Annotated in this window: 10 protein-coding genes; 7 read left to right on the forward strand and 3 right to left on the reverse strand. The window is 35.7% G+C overall.

Annotation, left to right across the window (positions count from 1 at the left end; all coding sequences use genetic code 11):
- The first annotated feature begins 35 nt into the window (after nucleotides 1-35).
- The 6 genes from gdhA to BST91_RS12935 all read left to right on the forward strand — a co-directional run bounded on the left by gdhA (nucleotide 36) and on the right by BST91_RS12935 (nucleotide 8,511).
- Nucleotides 36-1,385, forward strand: coding sequence for an NADP-specific glutamate dehydrogenase (gdhA, locus tag BST91_RS12910; RefSeq protein ID WP_085775629.1), 1,350 nt, complete (start codon nucleotides 36-38; stop codon nucleotides 1,383-1,385).
- Nucleotides 1,386-1,538: 153 nt separating this feature from the next.
- Nucleotides 1,539-3,824 (forward strand): type IX secretion system anionic LPS delivery protein PorZ, encoded by a 2,286-nt coding sequence (gene porZ / locus BST91_RS12915; protein WP_085775630.1) that lies wholly within the window; start codon nucleotides 1,539-1,541, stop codon nucleotides 3,822-3,824.
- 5 nt (nucleotides 3,825-3,829) lie between these two features.
- Nucleotides 3,830-4,552: a DNA repair protein RecO gene (recO, locus tag BST91_RS12920; protein ID WP_085775631.1), complete on the forward strand. Its 723-nt coding sequence runs from the start codon at nucleotides 3,830-3,832 to the stop codon at nucleotides 4,550-4,552.
- Nucleotides 4,549-6,951, forward strand: coding sequence for a TonB-dependent receptor (locus BST91_RS12925; protein ID WP_085775632.1), 2,403 nt, complete (start codon nucleotides 4,549-4,551; stop codon nucleotides 6,949-6,951). The genes recO and BST91_RS12925 overlap by 4 nt, the downstream gene beginning before the upstream one ends.
- 3 nt (nucleotides 6,952-6,954) lie before the next feature.
- Nucleotides 6,955-7,590, forward strand: coding sequence for a ligase-associated DNA damage response endonuclease PdeM (pdeM, locus tag BST91_RS12930; protein ID WP_085775633.1), 636 nt, complete (start codon nucleotides 6,955-6,957; stop codon nucleotides 7,588-7,590).
- Between the two features lie 51 nt (nucleotides 7,591-7,641).
- Entirely contained in the window at nucleotides 7,642-8,511 is an 870-nt protein-coding gene (locus tag BST91_RS12935) for a hypothetical protein (protein WP_085775634.1), read from the forward strand.
- A gap of 4 nt (nucleotides 8,512-8,515) precedes the next feature.
- On the opposite strand, the gene BST91_RS12940 is transcribed toward BST91_RS12935, so the two are convergent.
- The gene (locus BST91_RS12940) at nucleotides 8,516-9,853 is read right to left on the reverse strand and encodes a dihydrolipoyl dehydrogenase family protein (RefSeq protein WP_085775635.1); all 1,338 of its coding nucleotides are present in this window, start codon (nucleotides 9,851-9,853) and stop codon (nucleotides 8,516-8,518) included.
- A gap of 104 nt (nucleotides 9,854-9,957) precedes the next feature.
- Between BST91_RS12940 and mfd the strand changes: the two genes are divergently transcribed.
- A complete protein-coding gene (gene mfd, locus BST91_RS12945) occupies nucleotides 9,958-13,302 on the forward strand; it encodes a transcription-repair coupling factor (protein WP_085775636.1) in 3,345 nt (1,114 codons plus the stop codon).
- Nucleotides 13,303-13,326: 24 nt separating this feature from the next.
- Here the strand turns inward: mfd and BST91_RS12950 are convergent, their stop codons facing one another.
- On the reverse strand, nucleotides 13,327-15,381 hold the full coding sequence (locus BST91_RS12950; protein ID WP_085775637.1) for a T9SS type A sorting domain-containing protein: 2,055 nt from the start codon (nucleotides 15,379-15,381) through the stop codon (nucleotides 13,327-13,329).
- Between the two features lie 183 nt (nucleotides 15,382-15,564).
- Complete coding sequence (locus BST91_RS12955; RefSeq protein ID WP_042276145.1) at nucleotides 15,565-16,002, reverse strand: hypothetical protein; 438 nt, start codon at nucleotides 16,000-16,002, stop codon at nucleotides 15,565-15,567.
- Nucleotides 16,003-16,067 lie beyond the last annotated feature (65 nt).

Raw genomic sequence — 16,067 nt, forward strand, 5'->3', positions numbered from 1 at the left:
CGTTAACGAAAACGTTTTCTTAAACGTATTTATATATCAATAATGGAAAAAAAGTTCAAGAATTTGTTGACCTTATAGAGAGTAAAAATCCTAATGAGCCAGAATTCATTCAAGCTGTTACTGAAGTTGCAGAGGCTGTAATCCCATTCATCGAAAAAAATCCAAAGTACCAAGTAGATAATTTGCTTGAACGTATGGCAGAGCCAGAGCGTGTAACCATGTTTAGAGTGCCGTGGACCGATGACCAAGGTAATGTACAGGTAAACCGTGGTTACCGTATTCAAATGAATAGTGCTATTGGACCGTATAAAGGTGGATTAAGATTTCACCCATCGGTAAATCTTAGTATACTTAAGTTCCTTGCTTTTGAACAAGTATTTAAAAATAGCCTTACTACATTGCCTATGGGTGGTGGTAAAGGTGGTTCTGATTTTAACCCAAAAGGAAAATCAGACCGTGAGGTAATGCGTTTTTGTCAAAGTTTTATGGTAGAACTACAACGCGTTATAGGAGCAGATACTGATGTGCCTGCTGGAGATATTGGAGTAGGAGCACGAGAAATCGGTTACCTATTTGGATACTATAAGAAATTACGTAACGAGTTTACTGGTGTACTTACTGGTAAAGGCTTGTCTTATGGTGGATCGCTTATGCGCCCAGAAGCTACAGGATACGGTAACGTATATTTTACTCAAAACATGCTAGCCACTCAAAATGATAAAATCGAAGGAAAAACTGTAGTGATTTCTGGTTCTGGAAATGTAGCACAGTTTGCTGCCGAGAAGATTCTAGAATTAGGTGGTAAGGTAGTAGCTATGTCAGATTCAGGTGGATATATTTACGATGAAGACGGTATAGATACAGAAAAGCTAGAATTCATTATGGACCTTAAAAATAACAAGAGAGGTCGTATAAAAGAATATACTGATAAGTACACAAATGCTACCTTCCATGAAGGAGATCGTCCATGGAGTGTTAAGTGTGATATCGCCTTACCATGTGCTACTCAAAACGAGTTAAATGGTGACGAGGCAAAAACTCTTGTTGAGAATGGATGTAAAGCAGTAGGTGAAGGTGCAAACATGCCTTGTACTCCAGAAGCTATTGAGGTATTTCTTGATAATAAAATCCTTTTTTCACCAGGAAAAGCAAGTAACGCCGGTGGTGTTGCAACTTCAGGACTAGAAATGTCTCAAAATTCAATGAGATACAACTGGACTAAAGAAGAGGTAGACAACAAGCTTAAAGACATCATGAACAGTATTCACGAACAATGTGTTGAATACGGTAAAGATGAAAACGGTTTTGTAGACTATGTAAAAGGAGCAAACATCGCAGGTTTTGTAAAAGTTGCTGATGCAATGCTAGCACAAGGCGTGGTTTAATAATATCGCTTTTAGGGAATACGCTTTCGCGAAAGCGTAATTCAAATCATAAATTTTAAAACCCTTTACCAGCAATGGTTCAGGGTTTTTTTCTTATACCTATTTTTGTATAAATAAATACGCAAGGTTTAAAAATAGCGTTATCCTTTCTATATGAAATATTTCTTTTTTAGTTTACTGATTGTATTGTCTTTTAGGCTTCAGGCTCAAAACTTCGAAAATTCATGGGAAGGCTTTTTCTCATTTAATGAAATTATAGATCTAGAACGTACTGATGAAGTCATCTATGCAGCTGCTTCCAATTCAATTTTTACGTACAATATAGCTTCAGGAGAAATTTCTACTATCACTACTATCAATGGTTTGAGTGGTGAACGAATTAGTCAAATATTTTATAGTGAGGATAAGGATGTGCTAGTGATCGCATTTGAAAATGGATTGTTACAGATTGTAGAGTCTACTGGAGATATCACTACCGAGGTAGCTATAAGAGACAAAGCAATAATCTCTCAAGAAAATAAAAGAGTCAATGAGTTTCTTGAGCGAGGTGATTTGCTTTACATCGCGACAAACTTTGGTATTGCAATTTATAACCTTGAAGACCTTGAGTTTGATGACACATACTTTATAGGAGATAATGGAAGTCAAATACAAGTAAATTCTATAGCAGTATCAAATAACACGCTTTTTGCAGCTACACAGGATGGAGGATTTAGAATTGCCAATATCACAAATCCTTTTCTAATTGATTTTGCAAATTGGACCCAGACAAACAGTGATGTTTGGGTTGAGGTTTTTCCGTTTGACAGTGAAATTTACGCCGTGACTGAAGGTAGATTCATATTTAGATATAACGGATCTTCATTAGTATCTACAGGAATTAGAGTACCTCAACCGGTTAAAGATGTCGATACTACTGATTCTACTATTTTATTTGTAGGGAATAATAGATCGTTTCTTTATGATACTAACTTGAATATAGTAAGTACTGTTGATCTGGTAAATGGAGAATCATTTAATTATAATGCAGGTGTGATTGATACTTCTCAACTTTATTTAGGAACACAAAATAACGGTATGTTGATTTTCGACCGATCAAATATTATAAGCGCACAACAGGTTCTTGCTGATGGACCATCAAGAAATTCTGCTTTCTCGATAAGTGCTGTTCCTAATGAATTATGGGTAGCTTATGGCGACTATGATATTTTTTATAATCCGTTTCCACTAGAATCCTTTGGAGTCTCTCACCTAGTGAATGAGTCTTGGATTAATCATGAATTTGACGATGTTTTAAACGCTCGTTCTATCGCAAGTATTACAATAAACCCGTCAAATACAAATCAAGTCTATTTAAATTCAATGATTGACGGCCTTATTGAATTTACAGATGATGTTGCGGTACAACAATTTACTGAGAGTAATACATCAATGACTCAAATTGGAGGAAACCCAAATAACGGTACAAGAATTCCTAGCAGTGTATTTGATAATTCTGGTGATTTATGGGTTCTTAATTCTATTACAAATACTACTATTAATAGAAAATCTCCTACAGATAATTGGACTGCCGTTGATTTTTCGGTGCCTTATCCTGGAGAATTAGAATTAACCAGCGCTACAAAAATTGATGTGTCTAGCACAGGTAATTTGTTTTTTGGTACCACAGGAGCCGGATTATATGCTTATAATCCAACTGATGGAACCTTCGGGAATTTAAATGAGAATATTCAAGAAGGTAACTTGGTCAATAATTATGTAAGTGCTGTAAGACTGGATCAAAATAATGCACTTTGGATAGGCTCAAATCTAGGTTTAAGAGTATTGTTTAATGCTAATAGTATTTTTGAAGATCAAGTGACTGATGCTAGACCAATAGTTATCGAGGATTCAAACAATATTCCTAGAGAGTTGTTAGATGGTGTGACCATTTTGGACATAGAAATTGATGGAAACAATAGAAAGTGGATAGCTACCGCAGGATCAGGTGCTTTCCTGTTTTCTCCTAGTGGTAGGGAAACAATTTTTCAATTTACCAAGGAAAACTCTCCATTACCTAGTGATGTGATTAATGATATTGCAATAGATGGTGCTACAGGTAAAGTATATTTTGCAACGAATAACGGAATTGTAGCTTTCCAAGGTGATCGTTCTAGTGAACCTAGAGAAAATTTAGAAAATGTTTTCGTTTTCCCTAATCCGGTTAGACCAGGATTCAATGGTAATGTCACTATTGATGGATTGACAGATCGTGCACGCGTAAAAATTACCGATGTAGAAGGTAATCTAGTATACGAGGAAGTTTCTCAAGGTGGAAGCATTACCTGGGATCAACGCAATTTTGGTGGAGTAAAAGTTGCAAGTGGCGTTTATTTACTTCTCATTTCAACCGATGATAACATAGAAACGACGGTTACTAAATTGATGATTATTAGATAACCAGTATGCTAGTAAACACTGCTGCACTCGTGCTTTCTACGATCAAATATGGTGAAAGCGATATCATAGCAAAATTATTCACTCGTGAATTAGGAGTTCAATCCTATATGATAAAAGGAGTGCGCAAATCGCGCAAAGGCAAGTTACGTATTTCATTCTTTCAACCACTTACACAATTAGAGATTCAAACCAATCATAAAGGAAAGGGTAATTTAGAGTATATTAAAGAAGCTCGAGTAAGAGTACCGTATTCAAATATTCACACTGATATTGTCAAAGGCAGTATTGCTTTGTTTTTCAGCGAGGTGCTCAGTCAGTTATTGATAAATGATCAACCAGATGAATCTCTCTTTGATTATTTAAACTACGCTTTTGAATTTTTAGACGTGACCGATCATGTCGCAAATTTTTCTATCAAAGTTCTTCTGGATACAAGTGTTATAATGGGATTTGGTATTGATCAGGCTTCAAATGATCAACCCTACCTTAATTTGCTTACTGGTGTTTTTGATGATAATGGATTACAACCTCATCACACTACTCAAAGTGAGGCCAGTCTCATAAAGCAATTTATGGGCATAAAATTTGATGAGCTAGGTACTATAAAAATGAATAGATCTAGTCGTAATTCCTTACTTAGTTTGGTGATCGACTATTTTCAAATACATTTGCAAGTCTTTAAAAAACCATCGTCCTTGGCGATATTAAAACAGCTGTTTGATTCTTGATTAGAATAATATTTTTACTAGTTTTTTTAAGTGCATTTAATGCTTTTTCTCAAACAGTTACTGTTGTTAATAGTGAGACCGGTGAACCTGCAGTAAACGTAGCCATCTATAATAAATCAAAGAAGTTAAGCACCTATACTAATATTGATGGTAAAGCTAGACTGGATAAATTTGATCTAGATGAAAATTTATATTTTCAAGCTATTTCTTACTTGACTATACGATTGACAAAAAATCAAATTATTGCAAATGGTAATTTAGTAGGACTTACACCTAGATCAGAGACTATAGATCCTATTGTTATTTCTGCTTCAAAATTTGAACAGCGAGAGAGAGACATACCTCAAAAAATAATAGCTATTCCAGGTTTAAAAGTTCAAGAGTATCAACCACAAACCACAGCAGATTTTTTGGAGCAAACAGGACAAGTATTTGTGCAAAAATCTCAACAAGGTGGTGGTAGCCCTATGATACGAGGCTTTTCTACGAATAGATTGTTGATTACTGTCGATGGAGTGCGCATGAACAATGCGATTTTTAGAGGAGGAAACCTTCAAAACATTATATCAATAGACCCATTAAGCATTGATCGCAGCGAGGTGATTCTAGGTCCAGGCAGCGTGGTGTATGGTAGTGATGCTATAGGTGGTGTAATGAATTTTTATACAGCACAACCTAAATTTGCTCAAGATTCTTCCATGGTAAGTGGTCGTGTAATGGGAAGATATTCATCGGCAAATAATGAAAATACCGTTCATGCTAGGTTTAATTATCACGGTGATCAATGGGCCACTGCTACTAGCATAAGCTTAAATTATTTTGATGATCTACGCATGGGAGAACACGGTCCCGACGATTATTTAAGATTACAATATCAAACTAGAGCAAATCAGCAGGATGTAGTAGTTGATAATCCAGACCCCAGAGTACAAATTTCTAGTGGTTATGATCAAATCAATTTACTACAAAAAGTAAGTTATGAGCCTAGTTTAAAATGGCGATTAGATGCCAGTCTTATTTACACAGCTACTAGTGACTATGCTAGGTATGATGCATTGACACGCTTTCGCGAAAGCGAAGAGCCCAGAAATGCGGCATGGTATTATGGGCCACAAAAATGGTTACTCGCACATGGAGTTGCCACGCACAGAGGTAATGGGAAATGGTATGATAAAATGGTTATCAGCCAGTCCTTTCAAAAAGCTGAAGAAAGTCGTAATACTAGATCGTTCCAAAGTAATTCGTTATTCCGAAATAAAGAACAAGTAAATATTTGGAGCACCAGTGTAGATGCCGAGCGAAGAGATAGAGAAAATAATGTTCTTTTCTATGGTGTTGAGTTTATTCACAATCGCGTAAATTCTAAGGGTAGTGAAGTTAATATAGAAACTAATGAGGTCCAAGCTGCGGCCTCTAGATATCCTGATGGTGCTTCATGGCGCTCGCTTGCTGCTTATTTTAACTATCAATGGAGCATCAAAAAAAATCTAACATTGCAATCTGGATTGCGTTATAATCACATCTGGCTTAATGCAGATTTTGATCAAAGGTTCTTTGATTTCCCTTTTCAAAGCGCAACAGTTAACACAGGAGCACTTACCGGTGCAGCTGGATTAACATACTTACCTAATCCATCATGGGAACTACGAGCAAATTTTAGTACGGCATTTAGAGCTCCAAACGTAGATGATGTTGGAAAAATATTTGACCCAGATCCGGGAACTCTTATTGTACCAAATCCTGACGTAGAATCTGAATACTCCTATAATACCGAACTGGGTGTAAAAAGAAAGTGGAAAAACGTACAGTTCGAGATAGCAGGCTATCATACCTTCTTGAAAGACGCTTTGGTGCCTAGACCTTTCTCTTTTAATGGTCAAGATCAAATTGATTATCAAGGGGAAACTAGAAATGTATTTGCTATCCAAAATGGGCAAGAAGCTAGGATTTGGGGAATCGAAGTTGCAGGTAAATGGAGTTTAGAGAATAACTGGTCCATTAAAGGAACTTATACTCATGTAGATGGTGAGCAAACAGAAGAGGATGGTAGTAAAGAGAATGTGAGGCATGTTGCACCAGATTTTGGAAGACTTGAAATTGAGAAAACTGGCTCTAGATGGAATGCAGCTGCTTGGTTGATGTTTAATGGAGAGTTAGGATTTAACGATCTAGATCCTACACAACGCAATAGACCTTATTTGTACGCTCTAGATGAAGATGGTAATCCTTATTCACCTAGATGGTACACGTTTAATGTGCGAGGTAATTACCAATTAAAGGACGATATAACGGCAACAGTAATTATTGAAAATATAACCGATCAACGTTATCGAACTTACTCTAGTGGTATTGCTGCTGCAGGTCGCAATTTGATTGTTGCACTTAGATTTGACTTTTAAGGATTGAGTACACAGGCTTCTATATATGGTCAGCGATTTGAATTAGATCCTACTGGAGCGGTTTATTGGGTAGAACAAGACGTGTTGCTAATCGCCGATGTCCATTTAGGTAAAAGTGCTCATTTTAGAAAAAATGGGATGGCAGTTCCTGCTACTGCCGATGATAAAGAATACGACAAGCTTACCAATCTTATTCATAAATATAAGGCAAGTAGGTTGTGGTTTTTAGGTGATTTATTTCACTCATATCAAAATGCTGAATGGCATTTTTTTGAACAATGGATGAGGTTTCAAACTGCTGATATAGCTCTTATTATGGGAAATCATGATGTGATTTCAAAAAAAGAATTCAACCGTATAGGATTAAAGACCTATGAGGCAATTAGAATGGATGCTATTTTCTTAACACATCATCCAGAAATTAAACAAGGCTTTTTTAATATCGCTGGACATATTCACCCTAGTGTGAAATTACAAGGCACCGGAAAACAATCTATGAAATTACCTTGCTTTCATGTATGTGAGACGGGAATGATCCTGCCAGCATTTGGCGATTTCACTGGAACCTATACTATTCAGCCTAAAAAGGGAGATCGAGTATTTGTTGTTGCCGACAATGAAGTGATTGAAATGCGTTAAGCCTTTACAAAAGAAACTTCTTTATCGTTTTCTTGTTAGTACCTTAGTAATATGAAAAGAAAACTTTACGCAATACTTAATGCCATTATAGTAGTTGTTTTAATAGGCTGGAATGGATATGCAAATTCGGGTAATTTTAATGGAAAGAATGTAGGTGACCTCAGTGCAGAATATAATAACCTGTTTACTCCTGCTAGTTATGCCTTTTCTATTTGGGGCCTTATTTTTTTATCCCTATTGATATTTTGCGCTTATGGTCTTTATTATGCTTTTAATGATAAACATAGAGATTTACTCAGGAGGTTATGTAGTTCTGATTTGATAAGCAACAATCAGAAAAAGTTTGAAAACCGAACTGACTTCATTCTAACCACCGCTCCATTTTTCTTTATAGCAAACGTCTTGTGTTCCTTATGGGTAGCATTTTGGCTGGAAGAAATGATTTTAGTATCCGTTCTCATAATGTTTGGACTATTAAGTAGTCTACTTATATGTATAAAACGTTTGGATCTTGAAATTTGGGATGCTCCTATTCACATAATTGCTTTTGTATGGTGGCCGCTATGTTTGTACGCGGGATGGATAAGTGTTGCTACTATTGCAAATGTGGCATCCTATCTTGTAAGTGTGACTGATTTTACTATTGATGAACAAATTACAATAACCATTGTAATGATTGCTGTAGCAGTTGTTATCAATCTATTTATGATTGTAAAACGTAATATGCGCGAGTTTGCATTAGTTGGAGTATGGGCATTAATAGCTATTGCAGTTAGACACTTTGAAGAGGTTACATGGATTGCTTATACTTCTTTGCTAGGAGCAGTTGTTCTATTTATTGCTGCTGGAATTCATGGTTCTAGAAATAAGGAAACAAGTCCATTAATGAAGTACAAGGAATATAATTCTCTAAGAAAATAATAAGTTAAAAACTGCGTATATCATTACCCCAACTTGGATACGTGAAAATGGTGTTTTTTAAATTTTCAAATGTCATTCCAGCATTCATGGCAACTGCAAACATGTTTATTTGTTCTGATGCCTCTGGACCTATAATATGAGCTCCTACAATCTCATTGTTACTTTTATCTAGTAATATTTTGTATGCATACTTAATTCCTTGTAAGCGTCTGTTATTAAACCAGGAAGAAGCATCGTTTTCAATAACCTCATAGTTTAACCCGTTTTCTTTAGCTTGTTTTTCTGTAAAACCTATTCCAGCAATTGTAGGAATCATAAAAACAGCGCTAGGAATTGCTGGGACTTTTAATTCTTTATTATTCCCTAGTATGTTTTCACTTACTACTTGTGCTTCAATACCACTTAAAGGAGTTAAGGGTAGGGTTTTAATACTTACATCACCACAAGCGTAAAAGTTTTCTTGACTCTCACTTTGTAATTTAGAGTTTACGACGATACCATTACGATTTGTCACTACACCAGCATTTTCCAATTTTAAATCGTCAATGGATGGCACTCTACCCGATGTGTTAAAAACCACATCGACCGTTTTTTGATGCTGAACACCATCTTGATGATAATAAACAATATGTTTATCATCTATCTTTTCAATGGAGCTGGCTTGAGAATTAAGTTGTATTGAAATTCCTAATTCTATACTTAACTGTTGGGCATGATGTGCCGTATATTCTTCAAATGGATTTAGAATGCGTTCACCTCTTTGCAGTACGGTTACTTCGCACCCTAATCTGTGAAGAATGTGACCAAATTCCATTCCTATATATCCACCACCTATGAAAAGAACTTTCTTAGGAAGTTGTTTCATTGAAAAAAAGTCACCACTGGACAACGTATATTCAGCACCAGGAATATCTAGAGGTCTAGTTTTCATTCCAGTTGCTATCACAAACTTTTTAGAGTATATCTTCTCTCCTTCAATATCTAGTGTGTTTTTATCTACAAAAGAGGAATTACCGTGGTAACAATCTATCCCAGCTTCTTTAAATTTATTTTCGGTACGCTGCGGTATGTTTTCACGATAAGACTCAACTTGATTTAGCATTTGCTCCCAAGAAGCTGTAGCAGTTCTAGACACCCCATTACCCTTTAAGTCACCGCTTAAATTTTGAGCTTCAATTGCTGCAAGAAGAATTTTTTTGGGATCACAGCCACGTTGGGCGCATGTTCCTCCATATTCTCTTATATCGATTACTCCTACTTTTTTTCCAGAGTTGGCACATTGAGTAGCTACTAACTGTCCTGCAGTTCCAGTTCCTATTACAAATACATCATATGTTTTCATAGTAAGCAAGTTAAACCTAGATACTGTTAAATGCTCTTAAACTCAATCCAAAGCTTTTCTAAAACTCAGGGAGCGACCTATCTTTGCGACTCAATACAAGGATTTTGAGTTATACTTCTATATTAGAGCGTTTTAAAAGCTTATCACAAACCAACGTTTTAAATGACCTAGTTCAAGATGCAAAGGGCTATCATACTATTAGTGGATTAAATGGTAGTAGTTATTCCATGTTGATAAAGGTTCTTTTTGATCAGGCAGAAAAACCGTTTTTACTTATATGTGATGATAAGGAACAAGCAGCGTATTTTTTAAATGATCTAGAACAAAGTATAGGAGAAGATCACGTGCTATTTTATCCAGGTAGTTATCGCAGGCCTTATCAAATTGAGGAGACGGACAATGCCAATGTATTGTTACGAGCTGAGGTTCTCAATAGGATAAACTCAAGAAAAAAGCCAGCGGTAATCGTCACTTATCCAGATGCTTTGTTTGAAAAGGTTGTGACTCGCAAAGAACTTGAAAAAAATACTCTTAAAATTTCGGTTGGAGATCAAATCACCGTTGATTTTGCTAATGAAGTTTTATTCGAGTACGAGTTTAAAAGAGTTGATTTTGTGACTGAGCCAGGAGAATTTTCCCTGAGAGGAGGAATATTAGATGTGTTCTCTTTTAGTAACGACGAGCCCTATCGAATTGAGTTTTTTGGAAATGAAATCGATTCCATTCGAGTTTTTGATGTTGAAACCCAATTAAGTAAGGAACAGGTTAGAAAAATCTCTATTATTCCAAATGTTGAGCACAAAAAACTTGAAGAGACTAGAGAGAGTTTTCTTAAATACCTGTCTAATAAGACCAGTATTTTTGCGTTTCACTTAGAACTACTCTACGGTCGATTAGACTCGCTTTTCGCGAAAGCGGAACAAGAATATAACAATTTGCAAGGCGAAATACGTCAATTAACTCCACAGGAAATTTTTGCAAATTCTGAGCTTATCAAAAAGCAGCTTAAAGAATATAATCACTTTGAATTTGTTGCCAATCAAGGAGAAATAGCATTCAAGACACAGCCACAACCATCTTTTAACAAGCAGTTTGAGTTATTGATTGAAAATCTTGAAACTAACAAAGCAGATGGTATCAAGAACTATATCTTTTGTGGTACTGCACAACAAGCAAAACGTTTTCATGACATTTTTGACGACATGAATGCTACCGTTGAGTATGAAACCGTAGTAGCTCCTTTATATCGTGGATTTATAAGTTATGATTTGCGTATTGCATGTTATACCGATCATCAAATATTTGAACGATATCATAAGTTTCATCTCAAAAATGGATACGCAAAAAAACAAGCGATTACCTTAAAAGAACTTAACTCGCTTGAGATTGGAGATTATGTTACTCATATTGACCATGGAATAGGGAAATTTGGTGGATTACAAAAGGTCGATCAAAATGGTAAACAACAAGAGGCCATTAAATTAATTTACGGTGAACGAGATATCTTGTATGTATCAATTCATTCCTTACATAAAATTACCCGATTTTCAAGTAAAGATGGTAAACCACCAAAAATTTACAAATTAGGTAGTCCAGCCTGGAAGAAACTGAAACAAAAAACTAAGAAAAAGGTAAAGGAAATTGCTTTTGATCTTATCAAACTTTACGCAAAACGTAAATCAAAAAAAGGATTTCAGTATGCTCCAGATGGTTATTTGCAAAATGAACTCGAGGCTAGTTTTATCTATGAAGATACACCAGATCAAAGTGCAGCCACCGCCGATGTAAAGGCTGACATGGAAAGCGATAAGCCAATGGATAGATTGGTTTGTGGTGATGTAGGTTTTGGTAAGACAGAGGTAGCTATAAGAGCTGCCTTTAAAGCAGCGGTTAATGGAAAACAAGTCGCTGTTCTTGTACCTACAACTATTTTAGCTTTTCAGCATGCTAAATCTTTTAAAGAACGATTGTCAGATTTACCTGTTACGGTAGATTACTTAAACCGTTTCAGAACAGCAAAAGAACGTCGGGCGGTTCTTGATGGACTAGCCGATGGAAGTATCGATATCGTAATAGGAACCCATCAACTGGTAAATAAATCTGTTCGTTTTAAGGATCTCGGACTTTTAATTATTGATGAGGAGCAAAAATTTGGAGTTGCAGTAAAAGATAAATTAAAGACCCTTAAAGAAAATATCGATACGCTCACGTTAACAGCGACACCTATTCCTAGAACACTTCAGTTCTCATTAATGGCTGCTCGTGATTTAAGTGTTATAAAAACACCACCGCCTAATAGACATCCTGTCGAAACAAAGGTGGTTCGTTTTAGTGAAGAGGTAATTCGTGATGCTGTGAGTTATGAAATCTCAAGAGGCGGACAAGTGTTTTTTGTCCATAATCGAATCGAGAATATAAAGGAAGTAGCAGGAATGATTCAAAGATCTGTACCCGATGCAAAAATTGGTATAGGTCATGGTCAAATGGATGGTAAAAAATTAGAGGAACTCATGCTTTCATTTATGAACGGTGAGTTTGATGTTCTTGTTTCAACAACCATAATTGAAAGTGGTCTGGATGTCCCAAATGCTAATACGATTTTTATAAATAACGCTAATAACTTTGGCTTGTCTGATCTACATCAAATGAGAGGTAGAGTAGGGCGTAGTAATAAAAAAGCCTTTTGTTACTTCATAACGCCACCCTATGAGGTTATGACTGATGACGCACGTAAACGTATTCAGGCAATTGAAACATTTTCTGATTTAGGAAGTGGTTTCAATATCGCAATGAAAGATCTTGAAATACGTGGAGCTGGAGACATTTTAGGTGGTGAACAAAGCGGTTTTATGAATGAAATTGGTTTTGATACCTATCAAAAAATCCTTGCCGAAGCTATTTCTGAATTAAAAGAAAATGAATTCAAGGATCTTTATATTGAGGATGAAGTAGATAAAAAACATGTTACTGATGTCAATATAGATACTGATTTTGAATTATTATTTCCAGATGATTATATCAACTCCATTACAGAAAGATTATCGCTTTATTCAAAATTGAATGAGGTGGAAAACGAGGATGAGTTAGAAAATTATCGAAAAGAATTAGTAGATCGTTTTGGAGAATTACCAGATGAAGCAGAAGACTTACTTACAAGTATTCGTATAAAGTGGATTGCTGCTAATATGGGGCTTGAAAAAATCGTCATGAAAAATGGAAAATTTGTAGGCTACTTTGTAAGTGATCAACAAAGTGATTTTTATCAATCACCAGCATTTGGAAAGGTGTTACAAGCAGTTCAATCTCATCCTAGACAATTTAAGATGAAGGAGAAACAAACAAGAGCTGGATTACGTTTATTACTCACTATACCAGATATTAAAACAGTTGATAAAGCATTTGAAGCTTTAAATAAAATATTACCATTGCCTGTCAATGAAAAAGCTTAATAAAAGCAGAAGCTTTAAACCAAATTATTTCTTTATCAATTTGTGTATTTCAATTACCTGTTGATCGTTTAATAATCTGAAAAAATAAACGCCTTTTCCTAATTCTTGAATGGATATGTTGTTCAATTGATCGGCATTAAGCTTGCAATTTTTCACAAGCTTACCTTGTAGGTTGTAGATTTCTAGTCTGGTTATAGTGTTATTCAAACACGCTATATTAATCTGGTCACTTGCGGGATTTGGGTAAAGTTCGATTTTAGATCGCGTGTTTGGAACATTTTCAAAGTTTAATAAACCACTTATATCTAATGTGACAATGTCGCTATTAGATCCAAAACCATAGATCGTTTCTTCGGTGATAAAGTAATTTCCAGCACCATCCTCAATGGTATTCAGTAACAATTGCCAGGTGGTACCTGCATCTGTTGTGAGATATAAATCTCCAGTTGAGGTTGTAATTCCTATTCCGTAAGATGGAGTAAAGAATTTGAAGGTTCCTATAAATCCTGGGAAATTATTGTACTGAAAGGTTTGTCCGCCATCATAAGAAACCTGTTGACCTACGTAAAATGTGTTTGCATCAATCAATTGTATTCCTTCAAAATTCCCACCTGTGTAATTGATAGGATTCCAGGATGCACCACCATCAATTGTCTTAAAAGCTTGGTTACTGGTATTAGTCGCAATACCTATCAAATCATCGAGGAAAACGATGTATTCAGTATTACCTGTAGTAGTAATATGGCTCCATCCAGAACCAGTTTGGTAACGATAAATTCCATCGCTTGCAAAGAAGTTACCACCTACCACAAAAAAGTCATCTCTAGATTTTAACCAAACGTCTTTTGCAATAAACTGTTGGGTAATATTAGGTCCCGTAATGTTAATCCAGGTGTCACCATAATCATCAGAATAACTTACTCGACTTATATTTCCACGTGTAGTAAGTGCTTCACCATTAGGCTTTAGGTGAACGGCATTATAGCCGCCAGAAACTGTCTTGCGGTCCCATGTTACGCCATAATCTGTAGTACGATACATAACATCCCTAAATACCGCACTACCATTATTACCTAGACCTACTACTAATCCTGTAGCATTATTACCAAATGAGGCTTGTTCTAATGAGCTCGGTATAAAATCATTTAAATGACTGTTCCATGTAGTTCCATCTATAGATTCTAGTACAGCTCCTTCTAATCCAATATACAATTTAGTTGCGCTGGCATCAATGCTTAAAAGATCATCTCGTCCTATATCTTGTAGGTTCCATGAAAGGCCCTGATCATTTGAACTTAATATATTACCATCGTTGCCCACAACGTAATAGGTATTATTATGAAAAACCAGGTCATTAAGTCGCTCGTTAGTTCCAGATGTAGATTGGTTCCAGGTTAATCCTGCATCGTTAGTGTAAAAAATAAAACCGCCTGATGCGATAACTATCCCATTGAGAGAATCTCTAAAATCAATTTTAGTTAGGGTCCAAAAATTTTGAATAGGTAATGCTATACTAGTCCATGTGGTACCGCCATCGTCGGTTCTATAGAAGGTGATATCGTCGCCTACTATAAATCCGGTATTACTATCAATAAAGTGAATGTCTCTTATCGTTTCAGTTGTTCCTACATTGAGAGTAGTCCAATTAGTACCACCATCGATAGTTTTGATAAGTTTACCATTACCACCAGCAACATAGCCTTCATTTTCGTTCAAAAAATATAAAGTAGAAAATCCGCTGCTGGGTAGATTATAATTGATAGTACTTCTAAATTTATCATTTGATTTTATAACTCGATTTCTATTTACTATGTAAGCGAGGTCATTACGCAGGACCTGTAGATCAAAACCTTGTCCATTACCTTCTAGTCTATAAGAATTACCATCGTTTTCACTTATATACATACGGTTAAGAAGGTTGACTTCATCAAACAAGAATATACTACCATCTGGTGATACTTCAACTTCCGTAATTTCAGAAATGTTTTTTATAGGAGTTCTAAATATCCAATCTGGTTGTTGAGCTCGAAATGTTGTTGTAGTTAATAAAACAATAAATGAAAAAAGCGCTGTTCTCATAGCAACAAAGATATTACATAGAGTCTATTAAAAGGGCTATGATTTGAATATAAGGTATTTAGATGATTGAGGCAGTGAGTGATTTCCAGTTTGATTATGATATTTGATTTTACGCTTTCGCGAAAGCGTAGAAACAAAAAAGCCAGATCAAAAAGATCTGGCTTATAATATAGAGGTTATCTTCTAGGCCAACCATTGACTCCATGGTAGACGACTAAGAACAACAACAAACGCCAAGGTATAAAATATACCTAGCATTTTGAACTTGCCACTGCTTATAACTTTTTTCTTGTGTTTGGAATAACCTATGGTTAAAAGTGTAACACCTATTATCATCATTAAAGGATGTTCTAGGGCTAGTAATCGCAGTCCACTGTTGCCCATCACTTCACTTGTGTTATTAAAAAGCATGCTGGAATATGGAGAAACTATCCAAAGAACAATCCCCAGAAGTAATTGAATATGAGTTACAATTAATCCTACTAATGCCAGACTGAAATCTTTATTTCCAAATTCTTTTTTTCCTAACCAACCGATTAGTGAATTGATCGTTGCGATCCCTAATACTAATAGTAATAGATAAGCCCAACCGGAATGTGCATGTTGAATAATATTGTACATAGATCTCTTAATTTGAAATCAAAAATAAGGCAAAAAAATAACCCTATCTCTCTAGATAGGGTTAT

Source organism: Nonlabens tegetincola (assembly GCF_002117085.1).
In the GTDB taxonomy this organism is placed as follows: Bacteria; Bacteroidota; Bacteroidia; order Flavobacteriales; family Flavobacteriaceae; genus Nonlabens; species Nonlabens tegetincola.